At 32.5% G+C, this 22,377-nt stretch carries 16 protein-coding genes; 7 read left to right on the forward strand and 9 right to left on the reverse strand.

Going from position 1 to position 22,377, the window contains the following annotated elements:
* Positions 1-12: 12 nt before the first annotated feature.
* Both SHI72_RS10485 and SHI72_RS10490 read right to left on the reverse strand, forming a co-directional pair.
* Positions 13-840: a DNA/RNA non-specific endonuclease gene (locus SHI72_RS10485; protein ID WP_323489921.1), complete on the reverse strand. Its 828-nt coding sequence runs from the start codon at positions 838-840 to the stop codon at positions 13-15.
* Between the two features lie 157 nt (positions 841-997).
* On the reverse strand, positions 998-3,187 hold the full coding sequence (locus SHI72_RS10490; RefSeq protein ID WP_039112501.1) for a carboxy terminal-processing peptidase: 2,190 nt from the start codon (positions 3,185-3,187) through the stop codon (positions 998-1,000).
* A 213-nt stretch (positions 3,188-3,400) separates the two neighbouring features.
* Between SHI72_RS10490 and surE the strand changes: the two genes are divergently transcribed.
* The 5 genes from surE (at position 3,401) to SHI72_RS10515 (ending at position 8,472) form a co-directional block, all read left to right on the forward strand.
* The gene (surE, locus tag SHI72_RS10495) at positions 3,401-4,180 is read left to right on the forward strand and encodes a 5'/3'-nucleotidase SurE (RefSeq protein WP_323489922.1); all 780 of its coding nucleotides are present in this window, start codon (positions 3,401-3,403) and stop codon (positions 4,178-4,180) included.
* On the forward strand, positions 4,173-4,466 hold the full coding sequence (locus SHI72_RS10500; protein WP_323489923.1) for a hypothetical protein: 294 nt from the start codon (positions 4,173-4,175) through the stop codon (positions 4,464-4,466). The genes surE and SHI72_RS10500 overlap by 8 nt, the downstream gene beginning before the upstream one ends.
* 80 nt (positions 4,467-4,546) lie before the next feature.
* Positions 4,547-5,662, forward strand: a complete 1,116-nt coding sequence (lpxB, locus tag SHI72_RS10505) for a lipid-A-disaccharide synthase (RefSeq protein ID WP_323489924.1) — start codon at positions 4,547-4,549, stop codon at positions 5,660-5,662.
* Positions 5,663-5,686: 24 nt separating this feature from the next.
* Positions 5,687-6,169 (forward strand): C40 family peptidase, encoded by a 483-nt coding sequence (locus SHI72_RS10510; RefSeq protein WP_039112505.1) that lies wholly within the window; start codon positions 5,687-5,689, stop codon positions 6,167-6,169.
* A gap of 266 nt (positions 6,170-6,435) precedes the next feature.
* Positions 6,436-8,472, forward strand: coding sequence for a ComEC/Rec2 family competence protein (locus tag SHI72_RS10515; protein ID WP_323489925.1), 2,037 nt, complete (start codon positions 6,436-6,438; stop codon positions 8,470-8,472).
* Positions 8,473-8,613: 141 nt separating this feature from the next.
* On the opposite strand, the gene SHI72_RS10520 is transcribed toward SHI72_RS10515, so the two are convergent.
* The 6 genes from SHI72_RS10520 to SHI72_RS10545 all read right to left on the reverse strand — a co-directional run bounded on the left by SHI72_RS10520 (position 8,614) and on the right by SHI72_RS10545 (position 16,960).
* Positions 8,614-9,069, reverse strand: coding sequence for a thioredoxin family protein (locus SHI72_RS10520; RefSeq protein WP_323489926.1), 456 nt, complete (start codon positions 9,067-9,069; stop codon positions 8,614-8,616).
* Between the two features lie 254 nt (positions 9,070-9,323).
* Complete coding sequence (locus SHI72_RS10525; protein ID WP_039116877.1) at positions 9,324-9,791, reverse strand: thioredoxin family protein; 468 nt, start codon at positions 9,789-9,791, stop codon at positions 9,324-9,326.
* 53 nt (positions 9,792-9,844) lie between these two features.
* Positions 9,845-11,329: a peptide MFS transporter gene (locus SHI72_RS10530; RefSeq protein ID WP_086894187.1), complete on the reverse strand. Its 1,485-nt coding sequence runs from the start codon at positions 11,327-11,329 to the stop codon at positions 9,845-9,847.
* 14 nt (positions 11,330-11,343) lie between these two features.
* Positions 11,344-13,002 carry a peptide MFS transporter gene (locus SHI72_RS10535; protein WP_323489927.1) on the reverse strand — a complete coding sequence of 553 codons (1,659 nt, stop codon included), beginning with the start codon at positions 13,000-13,002 and terminating at the stop codon, positions 11,344-11,346.
* Positions 13,003-13,078: 76 nt separating this feature from the next.
* Entirely contained in the window at positions 13,079-14,755 is a 1,677-nt protein-coding gene (locus SHI72_RS10540; RefSeq protein ID WP_039116961.1) for a peptide MFS transporter, read from the reverse strand.
* Between the two features lie 36 nt (positions 14,756-14,791).
* Positions 14,792-16,960: a S9 family peptidase gene (locus SHI72_RS10545; protein WP_323489928.1), complete on the reverse strand. Its 2,169-nt coding sequence runs from the start codon at positions 16,958-16,960 to the stop codon at positions 14,792-14,794.
* 181 nt (positions 16,961-17,141) lie between these two features.
* On the opposite strand from SHI72_RS10545, the gene SHI72_RS10550 reads away from it, so the two are divergent.
* Entirely contained in the window at positions 17,142-18,458 is a 1,317-nt protein-coding gene (locus tag SHI72_RS10550; RefSeq protein WP_323489929.1) for a hydroxymethylglutaryl-CoA reductase, degradative, read from the forward strand.
* A gap of 158 nt (positions 18,459-18,616) precedes the next feature.
* On the forward strand, positions 18,617-19,534 hold the full coding sequence (locus SHI72_RS10555) for a GYDIA family GHMP kinase (RefSeq protein WP_323489930.1): 918 nt from the start codon (positions 18,617-18,619) through the stop codon (positions 19,532-19,534).
* Between the two features lie 707 nt (positions 19,535-20,241).
* On the opposite strand, the gene SHI72_RS10560 is transcribed toward SHI72_RS10555, so the two are convergent.
* Complete coding sequence (locus SHI72_RS10560) at positions 20,242-22,341, reverse strand: peptidylprolyl isomerase (protein WP_323489931.1); 2,100 nt, start codon at positions 22,339-22,341, stop codon at positions 20,242-20,244.
* Positions 22,342-22,377 lie beyond the last annotated feature (36 nt).

Genomic DNA, 22,377 nt, shown 5'->3' on the forward strand with positions numbered 1-22,377 from the left:
ACGCCAAATAAACTAAAAAGCCCAAGCTTTATAATCTGTATTTTTCTCTAAACTATCCTCTATTTTATCATCTAGATGGGGAAAGAAATCTATGCCTGTTAATTTTTCGATACTATCTACCGAAACTACAAACTCGTACAAAGGTCTTTCGCTTTTTTCATTTGGAACTAAAAATGCGATCATTTTATATTTTCCATTAGACTCGTCTAATAGTACTTTATAGAAATATTTAGGCACTAGTACTTTTTCTTTTCCAATTGTAGTATTCGAGTCGGTAAGAACTCCGCCAGTTACCACATAAATATCATCATATTTTACAGCCCAATAACGTACTTTTTGCTCTAGCCTATTCCAAACTCCGTCATTAAATTCGTGTATTTGTGGTGAGATATTCGAGGTTAAAAAAGTATCTTCATACGCCTTTTTATCAAACTCCATGTCTCCAGCCGGACAAAGGTGCCCTTTATCATAACCTGATTTTTTGTAATTGCGCCAATCTGCAGAGCCTGTAGTTACTTTTGGGTCTTCATTAAAGTAAGGTCTTTTAAAATCATTATTCTTGATATAGTTTTTCTTTAACTCATAAGCAACCCATTCTGCTTGTTCAAACTTTTCATTATACGAAAGCGTATAATAATCGTGTTTTACGATTTGATTTGTTGTAGAAGTAGGTAAGTAATCAAACTCCGTATTATCGTCTTTATATAAAGCTGTTTCACCCTTTAAACTATCTTTTACATTAGAATCAGAACTATTGCTACCACTTCCTGAATCCTTTTTGCAAGAAGAAAGAAATACAACTGCAAAACCAACCAACAAAACTCTTTTTACAATTACCATAAAATCATTATTAAAACCTTAAATAGTGCTCGCATCATTTTACAAAAACACGAATCCAAAGTTAACTAAATGAATCCAATAAAAAATGCTCCAAAAATCATGATGATTTTTGGAGCATTTTATTAATTAACTAAAAATTTAATGCTTTTACTAAGCGCTATAATTTAGAAGCTAGCTTGTCTTTCTTTGATTTACCAGGAATCGAAGATTGCCTTGCACCACTTTTAGACTGTAAATCATCTAATACATTTATAGCTTCTTCTACATATATATCTTTTGCCAAAGCTTGATGCCAGCTTTCTCTTTTCTCTTTCAAAGAAGGATCTTTGGCCATCTCTGCAGTTTCGTATGGTAACGAAGTAAACTGTAAGTTATTTTTATAATCCGTAATTGGTTTATATTTTTTAGCTTCTGCCTCTACCTCTGTTTGAGTTTTCTTGAAATCATCTATATTCAAGCTATACGTATTCTCTTTACTCTTAGTATCAATCCATTTTGCATTATCCTCTATTAATTGGAATTGAGGATTTTGTGCGATACGCATTTTACTATTTGCAATAGCTTGGTTAAAATTAGAACCATTATTCCAAACACTATATTCTGCTGGATCTATTTTATCCCATGGCATAGCATTATCAATATCACGCTCACCCATTTTTAAGTAAGCATAACGATCTGGTGCAACAATATCACTACGCACACCTTCTAGTTGTGTAGATCCACCATTGATTCTATAGAACTTTTGAGTTGTAATTTTTAAAGCTCCTAAATCTCCAAAATCACTACTACGAACAAACTGATTTAAATCGATAACGTTTTGAACTGTACCTTTTCCGTACGTTTGTTTACTACCGATAATAACTCCTCTTTTGTAATCCTGAATTGCAGCAGCAAGAATTTCTGAAGCCGAAGCAGAGAAACCATTTACCATAATTACTAAAGGTCCATCCCACTCTATCTTTTTATCACGATCGTAAAGAACTTCTTTTTTTCTACCAGCAGATTTAATCTGCACTATAGGACCTTGCTCAATAAATAATCCAGCAATGTCAACAACTGTAGATAAAGATCCTCCACCGTCATCACGAACATCCAGAATAATACCGTTTACATTCTCTTTTTTAAGTCTTTCAACCTCCAGAGCAATATCTTTTCCTGCATCTCTACCATCTTTGTTTTCAAAATCGATATAGAATTTAGGCAAATAAATTACTCCATATTTCAATCCGTTTTTATCTACAATACTAGATTTAGCATATGTTTCTTCAATCTCTACAATATCTCTGATGATAGAAATTACTTTAATAGTTCCGTCTACTTTTTTAACTGTAAGACGAACTTCTGTTCCTTTATGTCCTTTGATTTTCTTAACTACATCGTCAAGACGCATACCCACAACATCTACAGGTTCATCAGTCCCTTGTCCTACTTTTATAATTAAATCACCTGCTTCTAATTCTTTACCTCTCCAAGCTGGTCCGCCTGAAATAAGTTCTGAAATTTCGGTAAAGTCATTTTTCTTTTGCAGCTTAGCACCAATACCTTCTAATTTTCCACTGATATTAACATCAAAACGCTCTTTCTCTTCTGGTGCAAAATAACTTGTATGAGGATCAAAACGAGCCATGATAGAGTTTACATAAACTGAAAACCAATCACTTCTATCTAAATCTTTAATAAAACCAAAATATTCATCTAATGATTTTAATGAATTATCTCTAGTTTCTTTTTCTAAAGCCTCAAATGTTTTTGCTTTATATGCTGGGTCTTTTACTTTCTTTTCGTCTTCGATATTCTCTTTGGTTACAAGAGAAGATAGTGTAGATAACTTAATTTGTTTTCTCCACTTCTCTACCAATTCGGCAGGAGTTTTTGCGTAAGGTGAATGCTCGTAATCTGTACTAAAAGTTTCGTTTACTTTATAGTTAAACGGATGAGCTAAAATGAGTTTGTATCTCTTTTTTCCCTCTTCCATTCTTTTCATCAAACGCGCATAAGTAAGATTAAAGAAAGTTAAATCTTTATTTACAAATTGATCATCTAATTGCAACTCATATCTAGAAAATTCATCGATATCAGCTTGCAAGAAAAATCTTTTGGATGGATCCAATGCTTCGATATAATCCTTATAAACTCCTTTAGAAAACTCATCGTTCATAACAGGAGGATTATAATGTCCTTTCTCGATTACAAAGGCAAGTAATTCCAAAAGCATCTTATCTTTATTCGGGTCTGGGTCTATACCTTTATCACTATTAATTTTAAATGCAAACAATGTAGCAGATAAACAAATAACGGCTAGGATAATTTTATAATTTCGTTTCATAAATTTAATAATAGCATTCATCAATTTTTTAATCTAATTTACGGTAAAAACTATGCCAACAAAGTGCGAGTCGTATAATTTTTTGTTAAAGATATAAATATAGTTTTTCTTTCAATTAATTAAAAGCGCGAAGTTCGCAAATTTAAGATATTTTGTTACTATTTTAAGAAAACCAGTTACTACATTTGCTAATAAAAACCCTACATACCTAATTTTTTCTTTATATTTTACAAAATGAATTCAAAAAAACCTTTGATCTTAGTAACTAATGACGATGGCGTTTCGGCTCCCGGAATTAGAGCTTTAATTAGTGTGATGTCTCAAATTGGCGAAGTTGTAGTTGTAGCGCCAGACAAACCACAAAGCGCAATGGGTCATGCCATCACTATAAACAGTACTTTATACCTAAATAAATTATCTAAAGAAGAAGATTTAGTTACAGAATACAGTTGTTCTGGAACTCCAGTAGATTGTGTAAAACTTGCAGTAAACGAAATTCTAAAACGCAAACCAGATTTATGTGTTTCGGGAGTAAACCACGGATCAAACTCCTCTATAAATGTAATATATTCAGGAACTATGAGTGCAGCTGTTGAAGCTGGTATCGAAGGAATTCCTGCAATAGGCTTCTCCTTATTAGATTATGACTGGAATGCAGATTTTGAAAGCATAAAATCTTTTATCAAAAAAATCACTCTTGAAACCCTAGAAAACAAATTACCTGAAGGAGTTGTTTTAAACGTGAACTTTCCGAAATTAAAAGAGAATGAAATCAAGGGAATTAAAATTTGCCGTCAAGCGAAAGCACAATGGATGGAGAAATTCGATAAGAGAAAAACTCCATCTGGCAAAGATTACTACTGGCTTTCGGGCGAATTTGTAAACCAGGATAAAGGCGAAGATACTGATGAATGGGCACTTGAAAACGATTATATATCTGTAGTACCAGTACAATTTGATTTAACGGCACATCATACAATGCAACAACTTAATACCTGGAAATGGAATGAATAATTCAAGAAATAAAAAAGATTTACTTATAGGTTTTATCATAGGATTGATGGCTTCTTTATTAGGAAGCTTTCTCTTTCTTACTTTACTTACTGATTTTGATATTTCGAACGGAATGGAAAGCATCCGAATCATCAAAAATTACGGATATCTAGGCAAAGTAATTACTCTGGGGTCTATTTTATCCTTAGTAGCATTTGGTGTATTTTTAAAACAAAACAAAGAATTTAGAGCAAGAGGTGTTGTTTTGGCAGTTATCATATTAGCTCTTCTCACTTTATTAATTTAATTTATCTTTGCAATTATAAAGAAATTGTCATTCTCAATTTAATGACAACTTAGATAACTACCATTCGCAAAAACAAAAACATGAAATACTACATTATTGCAGGAGAAGCCTCAGGCGATTTACATGGTTCTAATTTGATGAAAGCCTTATATAAAGAAGACCCAAACGCCGATATTCGTTTTTGGGGAGGTGACTTAATGCAAAAAACTGGCGGAACATTGGTAAAACATTACCGTGAGCTCGCTTTTATGGGTTTTATTGAAGTTATCTTTAATTTAAAAACAATACTAAGTAATATTTCTTTTTGCAAAAAAGACATCTCACAATTTAAACCAGATGTATTAATTTTTATCGATTATCCTGGTTTTAATATGCGTATTGCAAAATGGGCAAAAGCGCTGAATTATAAAACTCATTATTATATTTCGCCACAAATTTGGGCTTGGAAAGAAAGCCGTATTACAAGTATTAAACACGATATCGATAAGATGTTTGTAATCTTGCCTTTCGAAAAAAGTTTTTACGAAGACAAACATCATTTTCCAGTAGAATTTGTTGGACATCCGCTAATTGATGCTATTCATAACCAGCCTCCATTTGACGAAACGACATTCCGAAAAGAAAACAATTTAAGCGATAAACCTATTATTGCCATATTACCAGGAAGTCGCAAACAGGAGATTACCAAAATGCTTTCGGTTATGCTAAGTGTTGTAAATGATTTTAAAGAATATCAGTTTGTTATTGCTGGCGCTCCTAGTCAGGATTATTCTTTCTACCAACATTTTATTACTAACGAGAACATAAAGTTTGTATCAAATAAAACATATGCTCTATTGCAATCTTCTACAGCTGCTTTAGTTACATCAGGAACGGCAACTCTGGAAACGGCACTTTTTAAGGTTCCCGAAGTAGTTTGCTACAAAGGTAGTTGGGCATCTTACCAAATCGCAAAGCGCATTATTACGCTTAAATATATTTCGTTGGTAAATTTAATTATGGATAAAGAAGTAGTTACCGAACTTATTCAAGATGATTGCACTCCTAAACGAATTAATGAAGAATTAAATAAAATACTTGAACCTAATTACCGCAAAACACTTTTGCATAATTATGATTTATTAGAAGAGAAACTTGGAGGAATTGGTGCCAGTGAAAAAACGGCAAAATTAATCGTAGCCGATTTACAAAAATAGTCCATCGGCTTAAAAAACATTGTCTTGAAAAACATATTATCCATACTAGCCTTATTACTGTTATTTGCATCTTGTAAATCGACATCGTCTGTTACTACCACTAAAAAAGAAGACAATCCAAAAGCAGTTGTTAAAGATTTAATTTATACAGCTTCCGAAAATATTGGTGTGCGCTACAAAGCTGGCGGAACAACAAATAAAGGTTACGATTGTTCTGGTTTGGTATTTACAACATTCAATTCTGAAAACATTAAATTACCCAGATCGTCATACGAACAGTCTAAAGTTGGAGAAGTTATTAATCGAAATAAAGCCAAAAAAGGAGATTTAATATTTTTTAAAACCAATAGAAGTTCTCAAATAAATCATGTCGGGTTAATTGTCGAAATTAATAATGACGAAATTAAATTCATACATTCCTCTACTTCCAAAGGCGTAATTATTTCGTCTACAAAAGAGCCATATTATCGTGATTCCTATGCGCAAGTAAATCGCGTTATCGAATAACCAAGAAGTAAATTAAATCTATATTTTTTCCCTAACACAAACCTAACAGGTTTTAAAAACCCGTTAGGTTACTTCACGCAATTACCTTTGCCAAAGTTCAAAAAACTTTTACAAAGGTTTAAACAAAACTGCTCAAATTAAGAAGCAGGATGACAATTAACTTAGTCAAAGTTTTGAACTTTGACTAAGTTTTACAATCATTAATTCAGATTTTTGTTTTTTTTTAATTAAAGTTATTTCTTACAAAATTGTCGTATTTTAGCTACATGAAAGTACTACAATTTCCATTGGTAAGAATTACAATTAGTTTTATAATAGGCATTTTACTAGCTTATTATTTAAGTCTTTCCTTAACTTTTACGTTTGTACCCCTTGGTACAGCAACACTACTTTTTTGTGGCTTTTATTATTTCTCAACTATAAAACCAAAGAGAACAACTTACTTTGGCATTGCAACCTATTTATTAGCATGTTGCATTGGTATAACAACTCAAACTCTTCATACTGAATCATTCCAAAAAAACAATTACTCTAATTATGAAGGCATCTATGATAAACCGCATTTAATAGATTGTATTATTAGTGAGAAATTAAAAAGCAACAATTACAGCGACAGGTATATTGCCAGTGTAAACCAAATTGATCAAAAACCTGCTTCCGGTAAGATAATACTTAACATAAAGAAGGACAGTACAGGATTAAGTCTAGAAATAGGAAATTGTATTCGGGCAAAAGGTCTTTTATCTAAAAATAGCGCTCCCAAAAACCCCAACCAGTTTGATTATAGTAAATATTTAAATAACAAACATATCTATGCGCAATTGTACATACAAAACAATGATATTGCTATTAGTTCTAAAATCGAGAAAAGCATTTGGTATTATGCAGCTCGAATGCGAACAAACATTATAAAGAATCTAGAGAAAAACAATTTTAATAAAACCGAAATGAATGTTGCTCTGGCTTTAATTTTAGGCCAGCAGCAAGATATTACGCCCGAAATTATCAAAGACTATCAATATGCAGGAGTAACTCATATTTTATCCGTTTCTGGTCTTCATGTTGGCTATATATTAATCTTTATAACTTATCTCTTAAAACCGATTCCTAATACTAAAAAAGGCTCGCTGATAAAGCTTATAGCACTAATAATTTCTTTATTCTCTTTTGCTGTTATTTCAGGGTTTTCACCTTCAGTATTACGATCTGTGGTAATGTTTTCATTTGTGGCCTTAGGAAATCATTTAAGAAGAAGTGTAAACATTTATCATACACTATTAGTTTCGATATTATTGTTACTGCTTTTTGAGCCCGCTTTTTTATTTGATGTTGGTTTCCAATTAAGCTACTTGGCTTTATTTTTTATTATTTGGCTTCAGCCAATATTAAAAACAATCTGGAAACCAAAACATAAATTCACAACTGCAATATGGAATGCTTTGACAGTATCTTTTGCAGCTCAAATAGGCACTTTACCACTATGTTTATATTACTTCCATCAATTTCCAGGATTATTCTTTGTTGCCAATATTGTAATCATACCATTTTTAAGTGTTATAATGATATTAGGAATTATAGTAATGGTTTTAGCGGCATTTGATGTTACTCCGTTAATTCTTGTCCAATTACTGGAGAAAAGTATATTCTATTTAAACAAAATCATAAATGGTATTGCTTCATTCGAAAGCTTTATTATTCGAGATATCTCGTTTAACACTTATCTATTAATTAGTTCTTTTTTATTAATCATTACCGCAACTATTTGGTTCAAGAAACCAACTTTTACAAAGTTAGCATTCACTTTAACTTCAATAATTTTATTACAAATTACTTTTATAGTAAACAGAAAAGATACAGAAATTCAAGAAGAATGGATCGTTTATAATGTAGCCAGGAATTCGCAGATTACAGAACGAAAAGGCAACAATGTACAATTATTTACTACAGACACTTCCTCTAATAGCATCACTAACAATTACTCATTGACATCTTATTTGGTAGGCAATTTTGGAAAGTTAGCAAAAAGAGAAAAGCTTCAAAACATTGCTTACTTCAATAAAAATAAAATTCTGATTATAGATAGTACAGGTATATATCCTAAAGGAATAAAACCAGATATTATAATGATTACACAATCATCAAAAATAAATTTTGAAAGACTATTAAAAAACACACAACCCAAAATGGTTATTGCTGATGGTACAAACTATAAATCGATTCAGCACTATTGGAAGAAAACGTGCCTAAAAGAAAAAATCCCTTTTCATTCTACTAATGAAAAAGGATTCTATAAATTGAATTAATATAGTAACATTATTGTTTTAACCATATAAGAATTTAAGAAAATATAAGATTCAAATGGCACTCTTAAATGAACTCACATAACTTATATGGTTGGCTTTTTTTAATCTTTATCAGGATTATAACTTCTTTTAAAGTAATATTTAAAATTCACTAGGATGCAAAAGCGCATTCGACTCCGAAATCCAAGCTTTTACTCCGCCTCCGCTATAAGCCATTTTACCCAGTGCCTGAAAAGTAGTTTTATTTTTTCTGACTACAGCATTCGCAAAACAAATCTCAGGTAGATCCTGAACTCCAAAAGCATTTTTGAGCTTAATATTCTGTTCTTTGTCACTATCTGAAATTTGACTATCTGATAAATCTAATTTTACTAAAACAACATTATCTCTAGACCAAAGTGCGAAGTCCAGCGTTCTCATTATTTCGTTTTGTAAGTTATCGGCTAGATTATTTGCAGTAAACAAAATCAACATAGGTTTTTTTAATTGGTTACTTAATTCAATAGCGTCATTAATATTTGTTTTCCAAACTAAATTCTGCGATTGCATTGTAATAAATCCTAAAAAAAATAGGGATACAAGTAGTTTTTTCATCATATTAAATTTGGTTTTTGGTTAGTTAAGGTAAACGAAATTAACATTTAATTTTAATTATCCAAATTATTTTATAACTAAAAATATATTTTATGTTTTTTTATAACTAATATTTTAAACATCCAATAAAAAACCAATATTCAGAACCCAAAAACCAAATGAATTACCTTATAAACAACAAAAAGCTCTTTCCGTATAAAACGAAAAGAGCTTCTTTTATTTATTGATAGTTACTAGAAACTATCTAAATCATTTAATTATTTCTTAACCGGATTAACTATCCCGTCTGCAACAGCAAGCCAAGCCGTAGGTCCGCCAGCTACATATCCTGTAGTACCAAGCCCTTGAAAATTAACTTTTCCGTCTTTGTTCTCCGCTTTAGTAAAATAAACGGTTGGAAAACCCTGAATTCCAAAAACCTGTTGCAATTCACTATTTTGCGCCTTAACTTCTGGAGTTTGCGCTGTTCTTCTAGGAAAATCTAATTCAACCAAAACAACATTATCCTTTGCCCATTTGTTAAACTCAGGTGTTTTTAAAACTTCACTTTGCAAACGAATACACCATCCACACCAATCGCTACCAGTAAAGAACAACAACATTGGTTTTTTCTCTTTGTTACTTACAGCAATTGCTTCTTTTACATCTGTATACCATTTTAATTCTTGTGCTTCAACAGCAAAAGAACCTAACATAAGTAACAATGCAATAAATATCTTTTTCATCTTGTTTTTATTTTTTTTCAAATTTAAGGAAAAAATGAACTAGAAAATATTTTCTATTTTACTTCTTGCATTAATTTTTTAATCAATGGAGTACTTACGATCAAAACAATACCCGCTATAAGCGAATAAATAGCTAAATGATAATATCCATCTGTGTAAGCAAGTAACTTAGACATTAATGTAGTTCCTGTATTTGCATTCGACATTTCTGAACCCAATTTCCCGGCTGCAAATTGTCCAAATGCACTTGATAAAAACCATAATCCCATCATCATTCCAAAAAGTCTTTTAGGAGACAATTTAGTAATAACCGACATTCCAATTGGTCCAATACATAATTCCCCAAGTGTATATACTAAATACCCTAAAGCAAATACGTTAAGCGAACTCAAACCATTTGGATCAACAAAGAAACGAGCACTATAAAATATAAAGAATCCAGCTGCAAGAAGAATGAATGAGAATCCAAATTTCACAACTGTATTTGGCTCAATTTTTCTCTTATAAAGGAATATCCATAATAACCCGATTAGTGGACTAAAAATAATAACGTATAAAGAGTTTATACTATTATTAACTACGTTTGGATCAATATTAAAGAACAATAACTGACTAGACAGGTTATCTTTTGCAAACAATGACAATGATCCACCCGATTGCTCAGAGATAGCCATAAACATAAAATACCCGAAGATAAAGACAAATGCTGCAAGCAATTTATATTGTTGGTTACGATCTTTAATTCTTAGTAATTCATACAAGAAATATAAAAGAGCAACGGCACCAATAGTGTACATGAAATATTCTGTAAAATCAGAATTTATTACCATTATATAAATAAGCGGAATTGCCAATAACGAACCTATATACACTCCAATTTCATATGTATTACGCTTTTTTGGAGTAAATTTCTCCAATGGAGAATTACCAATAGGCGCTAAATGTTTCTTTGTTAATAGAAAAGTGATTACACCAATAATCATAACAATAGCAGCAGAAAGGAAACATAAACTCCAAGAGTAATTTTTCCCTAAATAAATAGGAATAGCTCCACCTAACATTCCACCAATGTTGATACCTGCATAGAACATTCCGTATCCAGCATCTCTACGCCCATCATTTTCATGATACAACTCTCCAACCATAGAAGAAACGTTTGGCTTAAAAAATCCTGTTCCGATAATCGACAGCGTAATACCGTAGTAGAAAAAATCATGTGGCGAGGCTGCAATAATCAAGTTTCCTATGATCATAACGATTCCACCAAAAAGCAATGATTTTTTAAATCCCAAAATTTTATCGGCAAAAATACCTCCAATAAAAGTAAAAGCATATACAAATGCCTGTATGGCTCCATATTGCAAATTTGCTTTTCCTTCTAATAATCCTAATTGGTCGACCATGAAAAATGCCAAAACACCTCTCATACCGTAAAAGCAAAAACGCTCCCACATTTCGACTAAAAACAAATACCATAATTGCTTTGGGTACTTGCCTTTAAAATTTTGTATTTCATCTAAAGTAATACTATGTTCCATTTATTTATAAATAATTAATTGATTCCTTTTTCTTTCATCACCTTGTTGAGTTGCTTTACCAAAGCAAACATCAATATAGTTGCAAACATCAACAATGCAAAATTCACCCAAAAAAAGTTGGCTTTATTATCGTATGTATCCCACATACTCGCTAAAACTCCACTTAGTTTATTCCCTATAGAAGTTGATAAAAACCAACCTCCCATCATTAAGGAAGTAATATTAACGGGGCTTAATTTAGACACCACCGATAATCCCATGGGACTTAAAAATAGTTCCCCGATTGTTATGATTCCGTAATTTGCTACCAACCACCAAGCACTAACCTTCTCTGCTCCATCATTTCCAATTTCTACAGCAGCAATCATAACTAAAACTGACAGCGCCGAAATTAATAAACCAAAAGCAATTTTCGTAGGTGTTGATGGTTCTTTTTTTCTTGCTCGTAAAAAAGAGAAAAAAGCAACAATCAATGGCGTTAATATAATTACCCAGGCTGGGTTAATAGACTGGCTTAAATTTGTTGCCCAAAGATGTACTTTGGCTCCTTCTTCGGGTAATTTTTCTGGAGCAACATTTCTAAAATACAACGGATAATCCTCTACTTTTTCAACAACTCCATTAACTTTTTGCAAACGGAACTGATCATCATAAAGCTCTGTAGATACTTTTTTATACTCGACTTCTTTTGCTAATTTTACGTTACCTACAATCTGTCCAGCAGTTCCAGTAACTTCTCTATCTGTATAACGGTCAGCCCAAGTTGTAAGCGCCGAACCATTAAGCTTAAATACTCCCCAAAATAAAATCACCACTGCAAAAATTGCCAACAAGGCACCAATTGGACGTTTATCTTCTACTTTAGCCTTAAAATAAAGCGACCCATAAAAGAAGATTATCGGAATACAAGCAAAAATAAATGCATCTGTACTATCTGATCCAAAGATATAACTATCCGGATTAGCTTCTGAAGTAACTCCTTTTAACAACCAACCTATTGCACCAAAAACAAATGAAGGCAATAAAATAAATAAGACAATTTTATAAAACGGCATATCCCCTTCTTGCACTCCTTTTTTCTGATCGTGTCCTACATAATGTTTTGTACCTAATAAAAATACAATAACACCTATAAACATTCCTACACCTGCAGCCATAAAAGCCCAATGCCATCCTAAAAGAATTTGCAAGGCAGCACCAAAGAAATTACAAATAAAAGCCCCAACATTAATTCCCATATAGAAAATATTGTAACCTTCATCTTTTTTATCTTTATACTCTTCATTATTATAAAAACTCCCTAATAAGGTAGAAATATTTGGCTTAAAAAAACCATTCCCTACAATTACCAAAGTCATAGCAATATAAAGCACCGTGACATCATGTACCCCCATAAGGAAGTAACCAATCCCCATTAAAATTCCACCAATAACAATAGATTTTTTATACCCTAAATATCTATCAGCAATAAGACCTCCAATAAAAGGTGTTAGAAAAACCAATGCAATAAAAGTCCCATACAAATCAGAAGCTTCTTTTTCGGTCATTGCAAAACCTTCTTTTACATCTTTAAGATATAAAGTAAAAATTCCAATCATTAAATAATAACCAAAACGCTCCCACATTTCAGATAAGAACAAATAAGGCAATGCTTTAGGATGTTTTTTCCACATAACTATAAACTCTTTAAAATTAAAATTACCTACAAGTCTAAACCTGTAGGTAATTTTTATATATTATTATTATTTTTTATCTAACACCGTGCATCATTTTCTTTAAAACCGGAGACAGTGCAAACAAGATTATAGCCGCCAATCCCGTTAAAATAACAAACACCATGAAGAACTCGAATAAGTTATGAATTTCGAAACCTGCAAAAACAGGGTTATGATCATTGATATGATGCTCTGCCAATAACTTTAATTGAGCCGCAGTTGGCGTAATAGTTTTATCCAGAACAGCCTGTAAATCTATACCTAATTCTTTAGCTTTTACAAATTTATCTCCTGTTGCAGGCAAGATAGAACCTAAAGTACCACCTAAAGCATAACCAGAAGCATTAGACAAGAAGAATACTCCGTATAATAATGAAGAGAAACGTTTTGGCGAAAGCTTACCAACCAAAGACAATCCGATTGGAGACAAACAAAGCTCAGCACAAGTATTTAATAAATATAATAAAATCAACCATTTGATAGCTAACAATCCTGAAGTTCCAATTACTTTAACCTGAGTAGCAATCATGAAGAAACTTATTGTAATAATCAATAAACCAAAAGCAAGTTTTACAGGCGAGATTGGTTCTTTACCACCAGCTCTTAATTTATCCCATAAAATACTAAAAGGAACTGCAAGAACTACCACAAATAAACCATTAAAGATTTGTACCATCGAAGCAGGCATTGCCCATCCAAAGAAGTTTCTGTCTGTTTGGTTATCTGCAATAAAAGTTAAAGATGAACCAGCTTGCTCAAACGCAGCCCAGAAGAAGATAATAAAGAAAGAAACGATGTAAATTACAAAAATACGATCTCTTTCTATTTTTGTTAAAGAAGAATCAGAAACGATTAATCCTGCTAATGTCAAACCACTTGAATAAATCAAAGTATAAATTAAGTTTTGACCAAAACCAAAATGAACAATTGCACCTATAACGAAAAATGCTACACCAGCAACTGTCAATGCAGTTTGAGAAAAGTTAGCTTTTTGAGATTCACCTTCTTCAAAATCTGCAGCAACATTTTTAGACGGTAATCCACCTAAAGGTCTTCCTTCTGGAGTAACCACATATTTATTCTTTAAGAAAAAGAAAAGCATTGTTCCTAAAAACATTGCTATCGAAGCAGCAAGGAATCCCCATTTAAAAGCGTGAATATCCCTAACTCCACCTGTATCTCTTACATCTCCTAATAAAGGACAAATAGATTGCCCAAGAAAAGCACCTAAATTAATACCCATATAGAAAATAGTAAAAGCAGTATCAAGCTTACTTTTTTCTTGTTTAGGATATAAACTTCCTACCATACTAGAGATATTTGGCTTAAAGAAACCGTTACCAAAAACGATAACTCCCAATCCGCAATACATTATAATAGTAGCAAAATTTAAATCAGAACCAAAAACACTGGCACTAGTAAACAATAACAATTGTCCAATTGCCATCATTAAACCACCAAGAAGAATACAGTTTCTGTTTCCGAAAAAACGATCTGCAATAAACCCTCCAAGCATTGGTGTAAGGTAACAAAGACCAAGAAAACCTCCATAAATTAATGAAGCATCTTCTTCTTTCATTAATAATGAATTTACAAGAAATAAAGTCAATAAGGCTCGCATGCCATAAAAATTGAATCTCTCCCACATCTCGGTTCCAAACAATACCCAAAGCCCTTTTGGATGCGCCGTTTTTACTTCTGTTTCTTTCATATTATTCATTATTTATTTAGGTTTATTAGTTTTATGTTATAGGTTCTCCTTGATAAAGTTAGTCATTTTATTATAAAGCTGAATTCTAGTCTTTCCGCCATAAATACCGTGATCTTTGTCTGGATAAATTTGCGAATCAAATTGTTTGTTAGCTTGTATTAAAGCCTCCATCATTTGCATTGAGTTTTGTACATGTACATTATCATCCGCAGATCCATGAATTAAAAGAAACTTCCCTTTTAATTTATCTACATGGTTAATAGGAGAGTTATTATCATAACCACTTGCATTCTCCTGAGGAGTTTGCATATATCTTTCAGTATAAACCGTATCATAAAATCTCCAGTTAGTAACAGGAGCAACAGCAATAGCCATTTTAAACACATCGTTTCCTTGGAAAATACAGTTCGAAGCCATAAAACCTCCGTAACTCCATCCAAAAATTCCAATTCTAGAAGCATCAACATAAGGATAAGCGCCAATTACTTTAGCAGCATCAATTTGATCTTCAACTTCATATTTCCCTAATTGCAATTGAGTTACTTTCTTAAAATCAGCTCCTTTAAAACCTGTTCCTCTACTATCCACACAAGCAACGATATAACCTTGTTGCGTTAACATTTCAAACCAGTAATCATTAGAGTTATTCCATTGGTTAGCCACTTGCTGAGAACCTGGTCCTGAATATTGAAACATAAAAACAGGATATTTTTTAGCAGGATCAAAATCTTTAGGCTTTAAAATCCAAGTATTTAATTCGTTTCCTTTAGCCGTTTTCAACACAAAGAACTCTTTAGTAGCAAGATTATAGCCTTTAAGTTTAGAAGCCAATGCCTCATTGTTTTCTATTACTTGTAATTCTTTACCGGCTTTAGCATCGTTAAGAGTATAAGTTGTAGGCTGAGAAGCGCTTGAGAATGTATTAATGTAGTATTCAAAATTCGGGCTGAAGGTTGCCTTACTAGTACCTACGTTTTTAGATAAACGTATTTTATTTTTTCCGTCAAGTGCAATTCGGTAGATATCACGATTGATTGACCCATTTTCTGTAGATTGATAAAAAACAGTTTTAGTTTTTTCATCAAATCCGTAATATGAAGTTACTTCCCAGTTTCCTTTAGTAACCTGATTTTTAAGTTTTCCAGTTTTATCGTATAAATAAATATGATTAAAACCATCTTTTTCGCTAGTCCAGATAAAACTATTATCCTTTAAGAATGTTAAGTTATCAGTAACATCTACATAAGCTTTATCTTTTTCATTAAGAACGACTTTCGAAGTTCCCGAAGTACCATCTACAAATAATAAATCTAAATTATTTTGGTGGCGGTTTAACACCTGTGCAGATAAGGTATTATTATCATTTGTCCATTGCATTCTTGCAATATAAAAGTCGTTGTAATTACCAAGCTTAACTTCTTTAGTTGCATTTGCAGCCGCATCATATATATGTAACGAAACTACTGCATTTTTCTCTCCAGCTTTAGGATATTTAAATGTTTCGATTGAAGGATACAGATCAGTCTTAAAAATTGACATCGAAAATTCTGGAACCATACTTTCGTCAAAACGAATATAAGCTACTTTCTTACTGTCTTTACTCCAATCAAAAGCCCGCACAAAAGCAAATTCTTCTTCATAAACCCAATCCGTAATACCATTAATTACCGAATTTTTCTTTCCATCTGTTGTAATCTGAGTCGATTTCTTCGAAACTACATCATAAACATAAAGGTTATTCTCTTTTGCGTAAGCGATTTTTTGTCCATCAGGCGAGAAAGTCGGCTCCTGAACCTGAAAATCAAAAAGCTTAGTTAGCTCTTTAGTACCTATATTATATAAATAATAATCTGCTGTAAACGAGTGACGGAAGATTTTTTTAGAATTACAAGCCAACAAAATCATTTTTTCTGATGCATCAAAAGTATAACTATCAATCATCGGTAAACTTCTATGATCTTTAGTATCGATTAAAGTTGCTCCTTTTTTTAATGTAGCATAATCATACAAATCTATCTGCATACTTCTACCAGCTCTATCAAAATTCAGTACAGTATATTGATTTGTATTGTGTAGTGACTGTAGTTTAAACATTTCTTTAGCTCGAAATGTTCCATTAAAAATATCATCTACAGTAATTTTTTGTTGACCAAAAAGTGTCACACAAAAAAATAAAAACAATGCGGTAAGTTTGTTAGTATTCATACAATTGAGTTAAATATAAAAAAGAGCCCAATTTTAGTGAAAAAAATACACATAATATACTTTTTGTATGTTAAATGTTAAGAAATTGGTTTTTCATATTATTTAATGTCCATAATTACATTATAAACAAATCCGTTAAAGTGGTATCTTTGCAGCAATACTACCATTTAATCTACTGAGAATGAACAACGCGGTTTCTGGATTTTCTAAATTATCCAAAGAAGAAAAAATAAACTGGATTGCAAAAAAGTACTTTTCGACACCCGAAGAAGCAGTTTTTTTACTTAAAAATTACTGGAATGCTGACGAAAAAATACAGAAATTACATGATGAATTCATCGAAAACACCATAACCAATTTTTATATTCCACTTGGTGTAGCTCCAAATTTCCTCATCAACGACAAATATTCCACAATTCCAATGGCAATTGAGGAAAGTTCTGTTGTTGCAGCAGCTTCAAAAGCAGCTAAGTTTTGGTCGACAAGAGGTGGGTTTAAAGCTACAGTAATTAACACCGAAAAAATTGGTCAGGTACATTTTACTTTTAAAGGAGATGTATCAAAACTGAATCTATTTTTCGCACAAACCAAAAGCAAGTTTTTTAGCGATACCGAAAGTATCACTAAAAATATGCAACAACGCGGTGGCGGAATTCTGGATATTGTTCTAAAAGACAAAACCAATTTATTACCGAATTACTTTCAGCTTCATGCTACTTTTGAAACCAAAGATAGCATGGGAGCCAATTTTATAAATTCGTGTTTAGAGCAATTTGCCAAAACACTAAAAGAAGCTTCTCAAGAATATGAATTATTCACCGAAGCCAATGAAGAAGTAAAAGTCATCATGAGCATCCTTTCTAACTATGTCCCAAATTGCGTAGTAAGAGCCGAAGTTTCTTGTCCTGTCGAAGAACTAGCAGAAAAACATATACCAAATCCTCAAGAATTTGCAGAGCGATTTGTTCAGGCAGTTCAGATTGCCGAAGTAGAACCATTTCGTGCAGTAACACACAACAAAGGAATCATGAATGGTGTCGATGCAGTAATACTCGCCACAGGAAATGATTTCCGTGCAGTCGAAGCTGGAGTTCATGCATACGCATCCCGAAACGGACAATATTCAAGTTTATCTCATGCTAAAATCGAAGATGGGATTTTCACATTCTGGCTAGACATTCCACTTGCCATAGGAACCGTTGGTGGACTTACATCTTTACATCCTTTAGTGAAATTTTCATTACAAATGCTCGAGAATCCATCGGCACCAGATTTAATGCAAATCGTTGCCGTTGCAGGATTAGCGCAAAACTTTGCCGCATTGCGTTCCTTAACAACAACAGGAATTCAGGAAGGACACATGAAAATGCACATCAATAATATCATCAATCAATTTGCTGCCAATGACGAAGAACGTCATCTAATCAAAAATCACTTTAAAAACAACACCATTTCACATAGTGCCGTGGTAGATTTTATCGAGAACTTAAGAAAATAATTTAATTGTCAACCTGAGCGGAGTCAAAGAACAACTAAAGCAAAATCAAAGGGAGAATGTTTTTTTCCAGAAGCTATCTCCCGCTGTACGCTATATCTTTATGTTTTTAAAGGAAAAACATAAAGGATACCGCTGCCATCAGGGCTAAAAACAAATGCATGAAAACAACTTTTTACAGTAACGGAAAACTTTTAATAACAGGAGAATATTTAGTATTAGATGGCGCTAAAGCCTTTGCATTACCAACAAAATTCGGACAAAACTTAATTGTTGCCAAAGGAGAAAATCAAGAAATACAATGGAAAAGTTACGATGCCGATAGCCACGTTTGGTTCGAAGACATTATAACATTTGCCGAAATAATAGACAATCCCGAAACCGAAACCGAAACTGTAAAAACAACATTAATAAATATTCTTCACGAAGCCTATTTATTAAATCCAGAATTTATAACACAATCCGAAGGATATCAAATAAGCACACAACTTACATTTCCTAAAAATTGGGGCTTAGGCACATCATCAACATTATTAAACAATATTGCCCAATGGACAAAGATCGATGCTTTTACATTGCTTAAAAACAGTTTTGGAGGTAGCGGATATGATATTGCCTGTGCGCAAAATAACACTCCTATATTATATCATTTACAACAAGACTTACCAATTGTCGAAAAAATAGCATTTAAGCCAGAGTTTAGCCAGAATCTACACTTTGTGTACTTAAACAAGAAACAAAGTAGCAAAGCAGCTATTTCTGCTTATTACAACAACAAGAATAACAACCTTGCCAAGATAATTACCAACAACGACAAAATCACACAAACAGCTATACAAGCCAAAACTGGAAAAGAATTTGCAAAGGCACTAGCAATACACGAAGCCGAAATGAGTAACGTATTAGAAATGCAAACTATAAAAGAAAGACTCTTTCCTGATTTTGATGGTGTAATTAAAAGCCTTGGTGCTTGGGGAGGCGATTTTGTAATGGTAATATCCAAAGAAGACCCAACCGAATATTTCACAACTAAAGGATACGAAACAATAATCCCTTATAACGAAATGATATTGGCATAAACCAAATTATAAATATTTGATTACTAAATACAAACCTTGCTATATTCTAGCAAGGTTTTTTTATTTTTTAGTTATTATAATCAATACAAAATACCTAAAAGGATTTTAACAATAGACAAGTCTTTAACTCATAATCTTGTTTTATCCACAAACTTGTCTTTCTGACGAAGGAAGAATCTCCACAAGAAACTAACACAAAGCTTCCAAAAAATACCGAGCTACTATCGGAGATTCACTTGCTGACGCGAGCGTAATGTCATTAAGTTAAGGAAAAACAGAGAAAAATGATTGATGATTTTTGATTAACGATTTTTGATTTCAGATGTATTAACCTCAGAAAAATCGACAATAGATATTTACAAACACTAAATCTTAAATCACTTAACTTAATGATATTGAGCGTCGGAATGGAAGAAAATCCGTGTTTAATCAGTGTTTTCGCTATAGCGAATCCGCATCATCCGCGTTCCCTTATAGACAATCTTTGTCGAAGATACAATTTAACTATAATAGCTTAACTTAATGACATTGGGCGCGAGCGTCTCGCACGTGAACACAATCAAAATAAAACTAAACGGACTCGAAGCCATAACTTCTAATACAAACAAACCTACAAGGTTTTAAAAGCCTTGCAGGTTAAAACAAAAAAAATCCCGAAATAAACATTTCGGGATTTTTAAATTTAATCTTATTTAAGTCGTAATAAACTAGTAGCTAAAGTGAGCTCTGTTATCAACGATTTTAGCATTATCTTTTAATGCAGGAAGAATTCTGCTTACATCTTGTGCACTTTGAGCTTTTACCTGAGCAACATAAGCTGCATGGTCTTTTAAAGCTGGTGCTTTTACAGTACTAACGTTTTTAACAACATATACTCCTGTATTACCTTCAATTGGAGCAGAAAGTTTACCTGCTGCCAAAGCAAATGCATTACCAACAACTTTTGGCTCTTGACCAACACCACCAGGTAAAATTGGGTTATTCATCGTTACATCTGTAGCTTGTTGTACAGCTACTCCAGCATTTTTAGCTACTGCTTCGATAGTTGCACCTGTCATTTTAGCTTTTAATATTTCAGCTTTTTTCTTGTTTTTAAGAATTGGCTCAACATAAGGTCTTGCAACATCTACAGATACTAAACCTGTTTTGTTAACACTCTTAAGTTGTGCAATAACGTGACCAACATTTGATACTTCAAAACGTTTTACATCACCTTTGCTTGTTTCTTTATCAAAAGCCCATCTTACGATTGTTCTTTGGTTTCCTAATGGACCAAAGTTTTCATCCATAGCTTTTACAGTAGCAGGAGCTGCAACCGTTAATTTCATTTCTTTTGCAACTTGATTAAAGTCTTTATCAGCAGCATCCATTTCAAATTTAGTTGCCTGAGTAAATGCTTTATCAGATGTAGCTTCAGAAGCTTCGATTTTTTGAGCAATAGTTGCTAAACGAATACCATCTTGTTTATCTGTAATTTTGATGATATGAAATCCGAAAGGAGTTTCTACCAATCCAACTTTTCCAATTGGGTTACTGAAAACAAAATCATTAAATGGTTTCACCATTTGGTTTTGACCAAAATATCCTAAATCACCACCTTGTTGTGCAGATGAATCATCCGAAGCTGTAAAAGCTAACATTAAGAAACTATCTGGATTTGCATTTACTTGAGCCAAAATTTCTTCTGCTCTAGCTTTTGCTTGTTCTTTAGTTCTTCTTTCTTTTTGGTTTGGAACTTGAGTTCCTTCATAACTAATTAAGATATGACTTGCTTTTGCATTAACTCCAGCTTTAAAACCTAAAGATTTAGAAATACAGTAGTATTTACCGAAAACATAAGGACCGTAAATTTCACCTGGAGCAAGACTAAATAATTTATCAGCATCAACAGCTGGTAAATCTTTCTTAGCTACATAAGTAGAATCGTAAGGTACATCTGAATTTGAATTTACAAAGTCAGCAACATTTTTAGCCGATTTAAATCCTGGCAAAGTATCGTTTTTACCTGTTTTTTGGTTATAAACAACACTTCCAGATAATAGAGCAGTTATTTTAGCTTTAATATCAGCTTCATCTTCTTTAGACGCTTTATCTTCAATTAAAACATATTGAACCTCACGAGTTTCATCTGCTTTAAATTTCTTTTCGTCTTTTTTCATGAAATCTACAATCTCAGAATCAGTTACTTTTACATCACTGTCTTTAATAGAAGAATATAAACCAGCAGCAAAAGCAAAGTTAACTTTGTTTGCTTCCATTTCATATTTCAATTTACCTTCAGCTACAGTTGTATAAAGACCTGCTTTAATCAACGTATTGTATATTTGGTATTTTGCATTCAAATCTGCATCTTTCTCTCTATCTTTTAAGAATTGAGCTTGCTCAGGATTTGCTTTAAAATATTCTTTAAATTTTGCTACGTCAAACATCCCTGCTGCATTTAAGAACATTGGATTTTTTCCGATATTTTGGTCAGCTTTTAAAACCTCAAGTAAATGTTTTTCACCTACTCTTAATCCTAGTTTATCAAATTCAGATGATAACAAAGCAATAGAAACTTCTTGATCCCAAACTCTGTTTGCAGCTTCAGTGGAAGTTATTCCTTGCCCACTTTTCTCAACACTACTTACTTTGATTCTAAAATCCTCAAATGAGATATCTTTCCCATTGATGCTTCCCACGTCTTTTGAACTTTCGCCCATCCCTCCTTTACTGAAAAGATCTTGAATGATAAATGCGAATAATGCAAGTGCAATAGCGCCTATCAATAAAGCGGAACGTTGTCTAATTTTTGCTAAAACTGCCATTTTTATTGTTGTTAATTTTATATTCAGTTTGCGAAA

The organism is Flavobacterium sp. PL02, assembly GCF_035013205.1.
Classification (GTDB): Bacteria; Bacteroidota; Bacteroidia; order Flavobacteriales; family Flavobacteriaceae; genus Flavobacterium.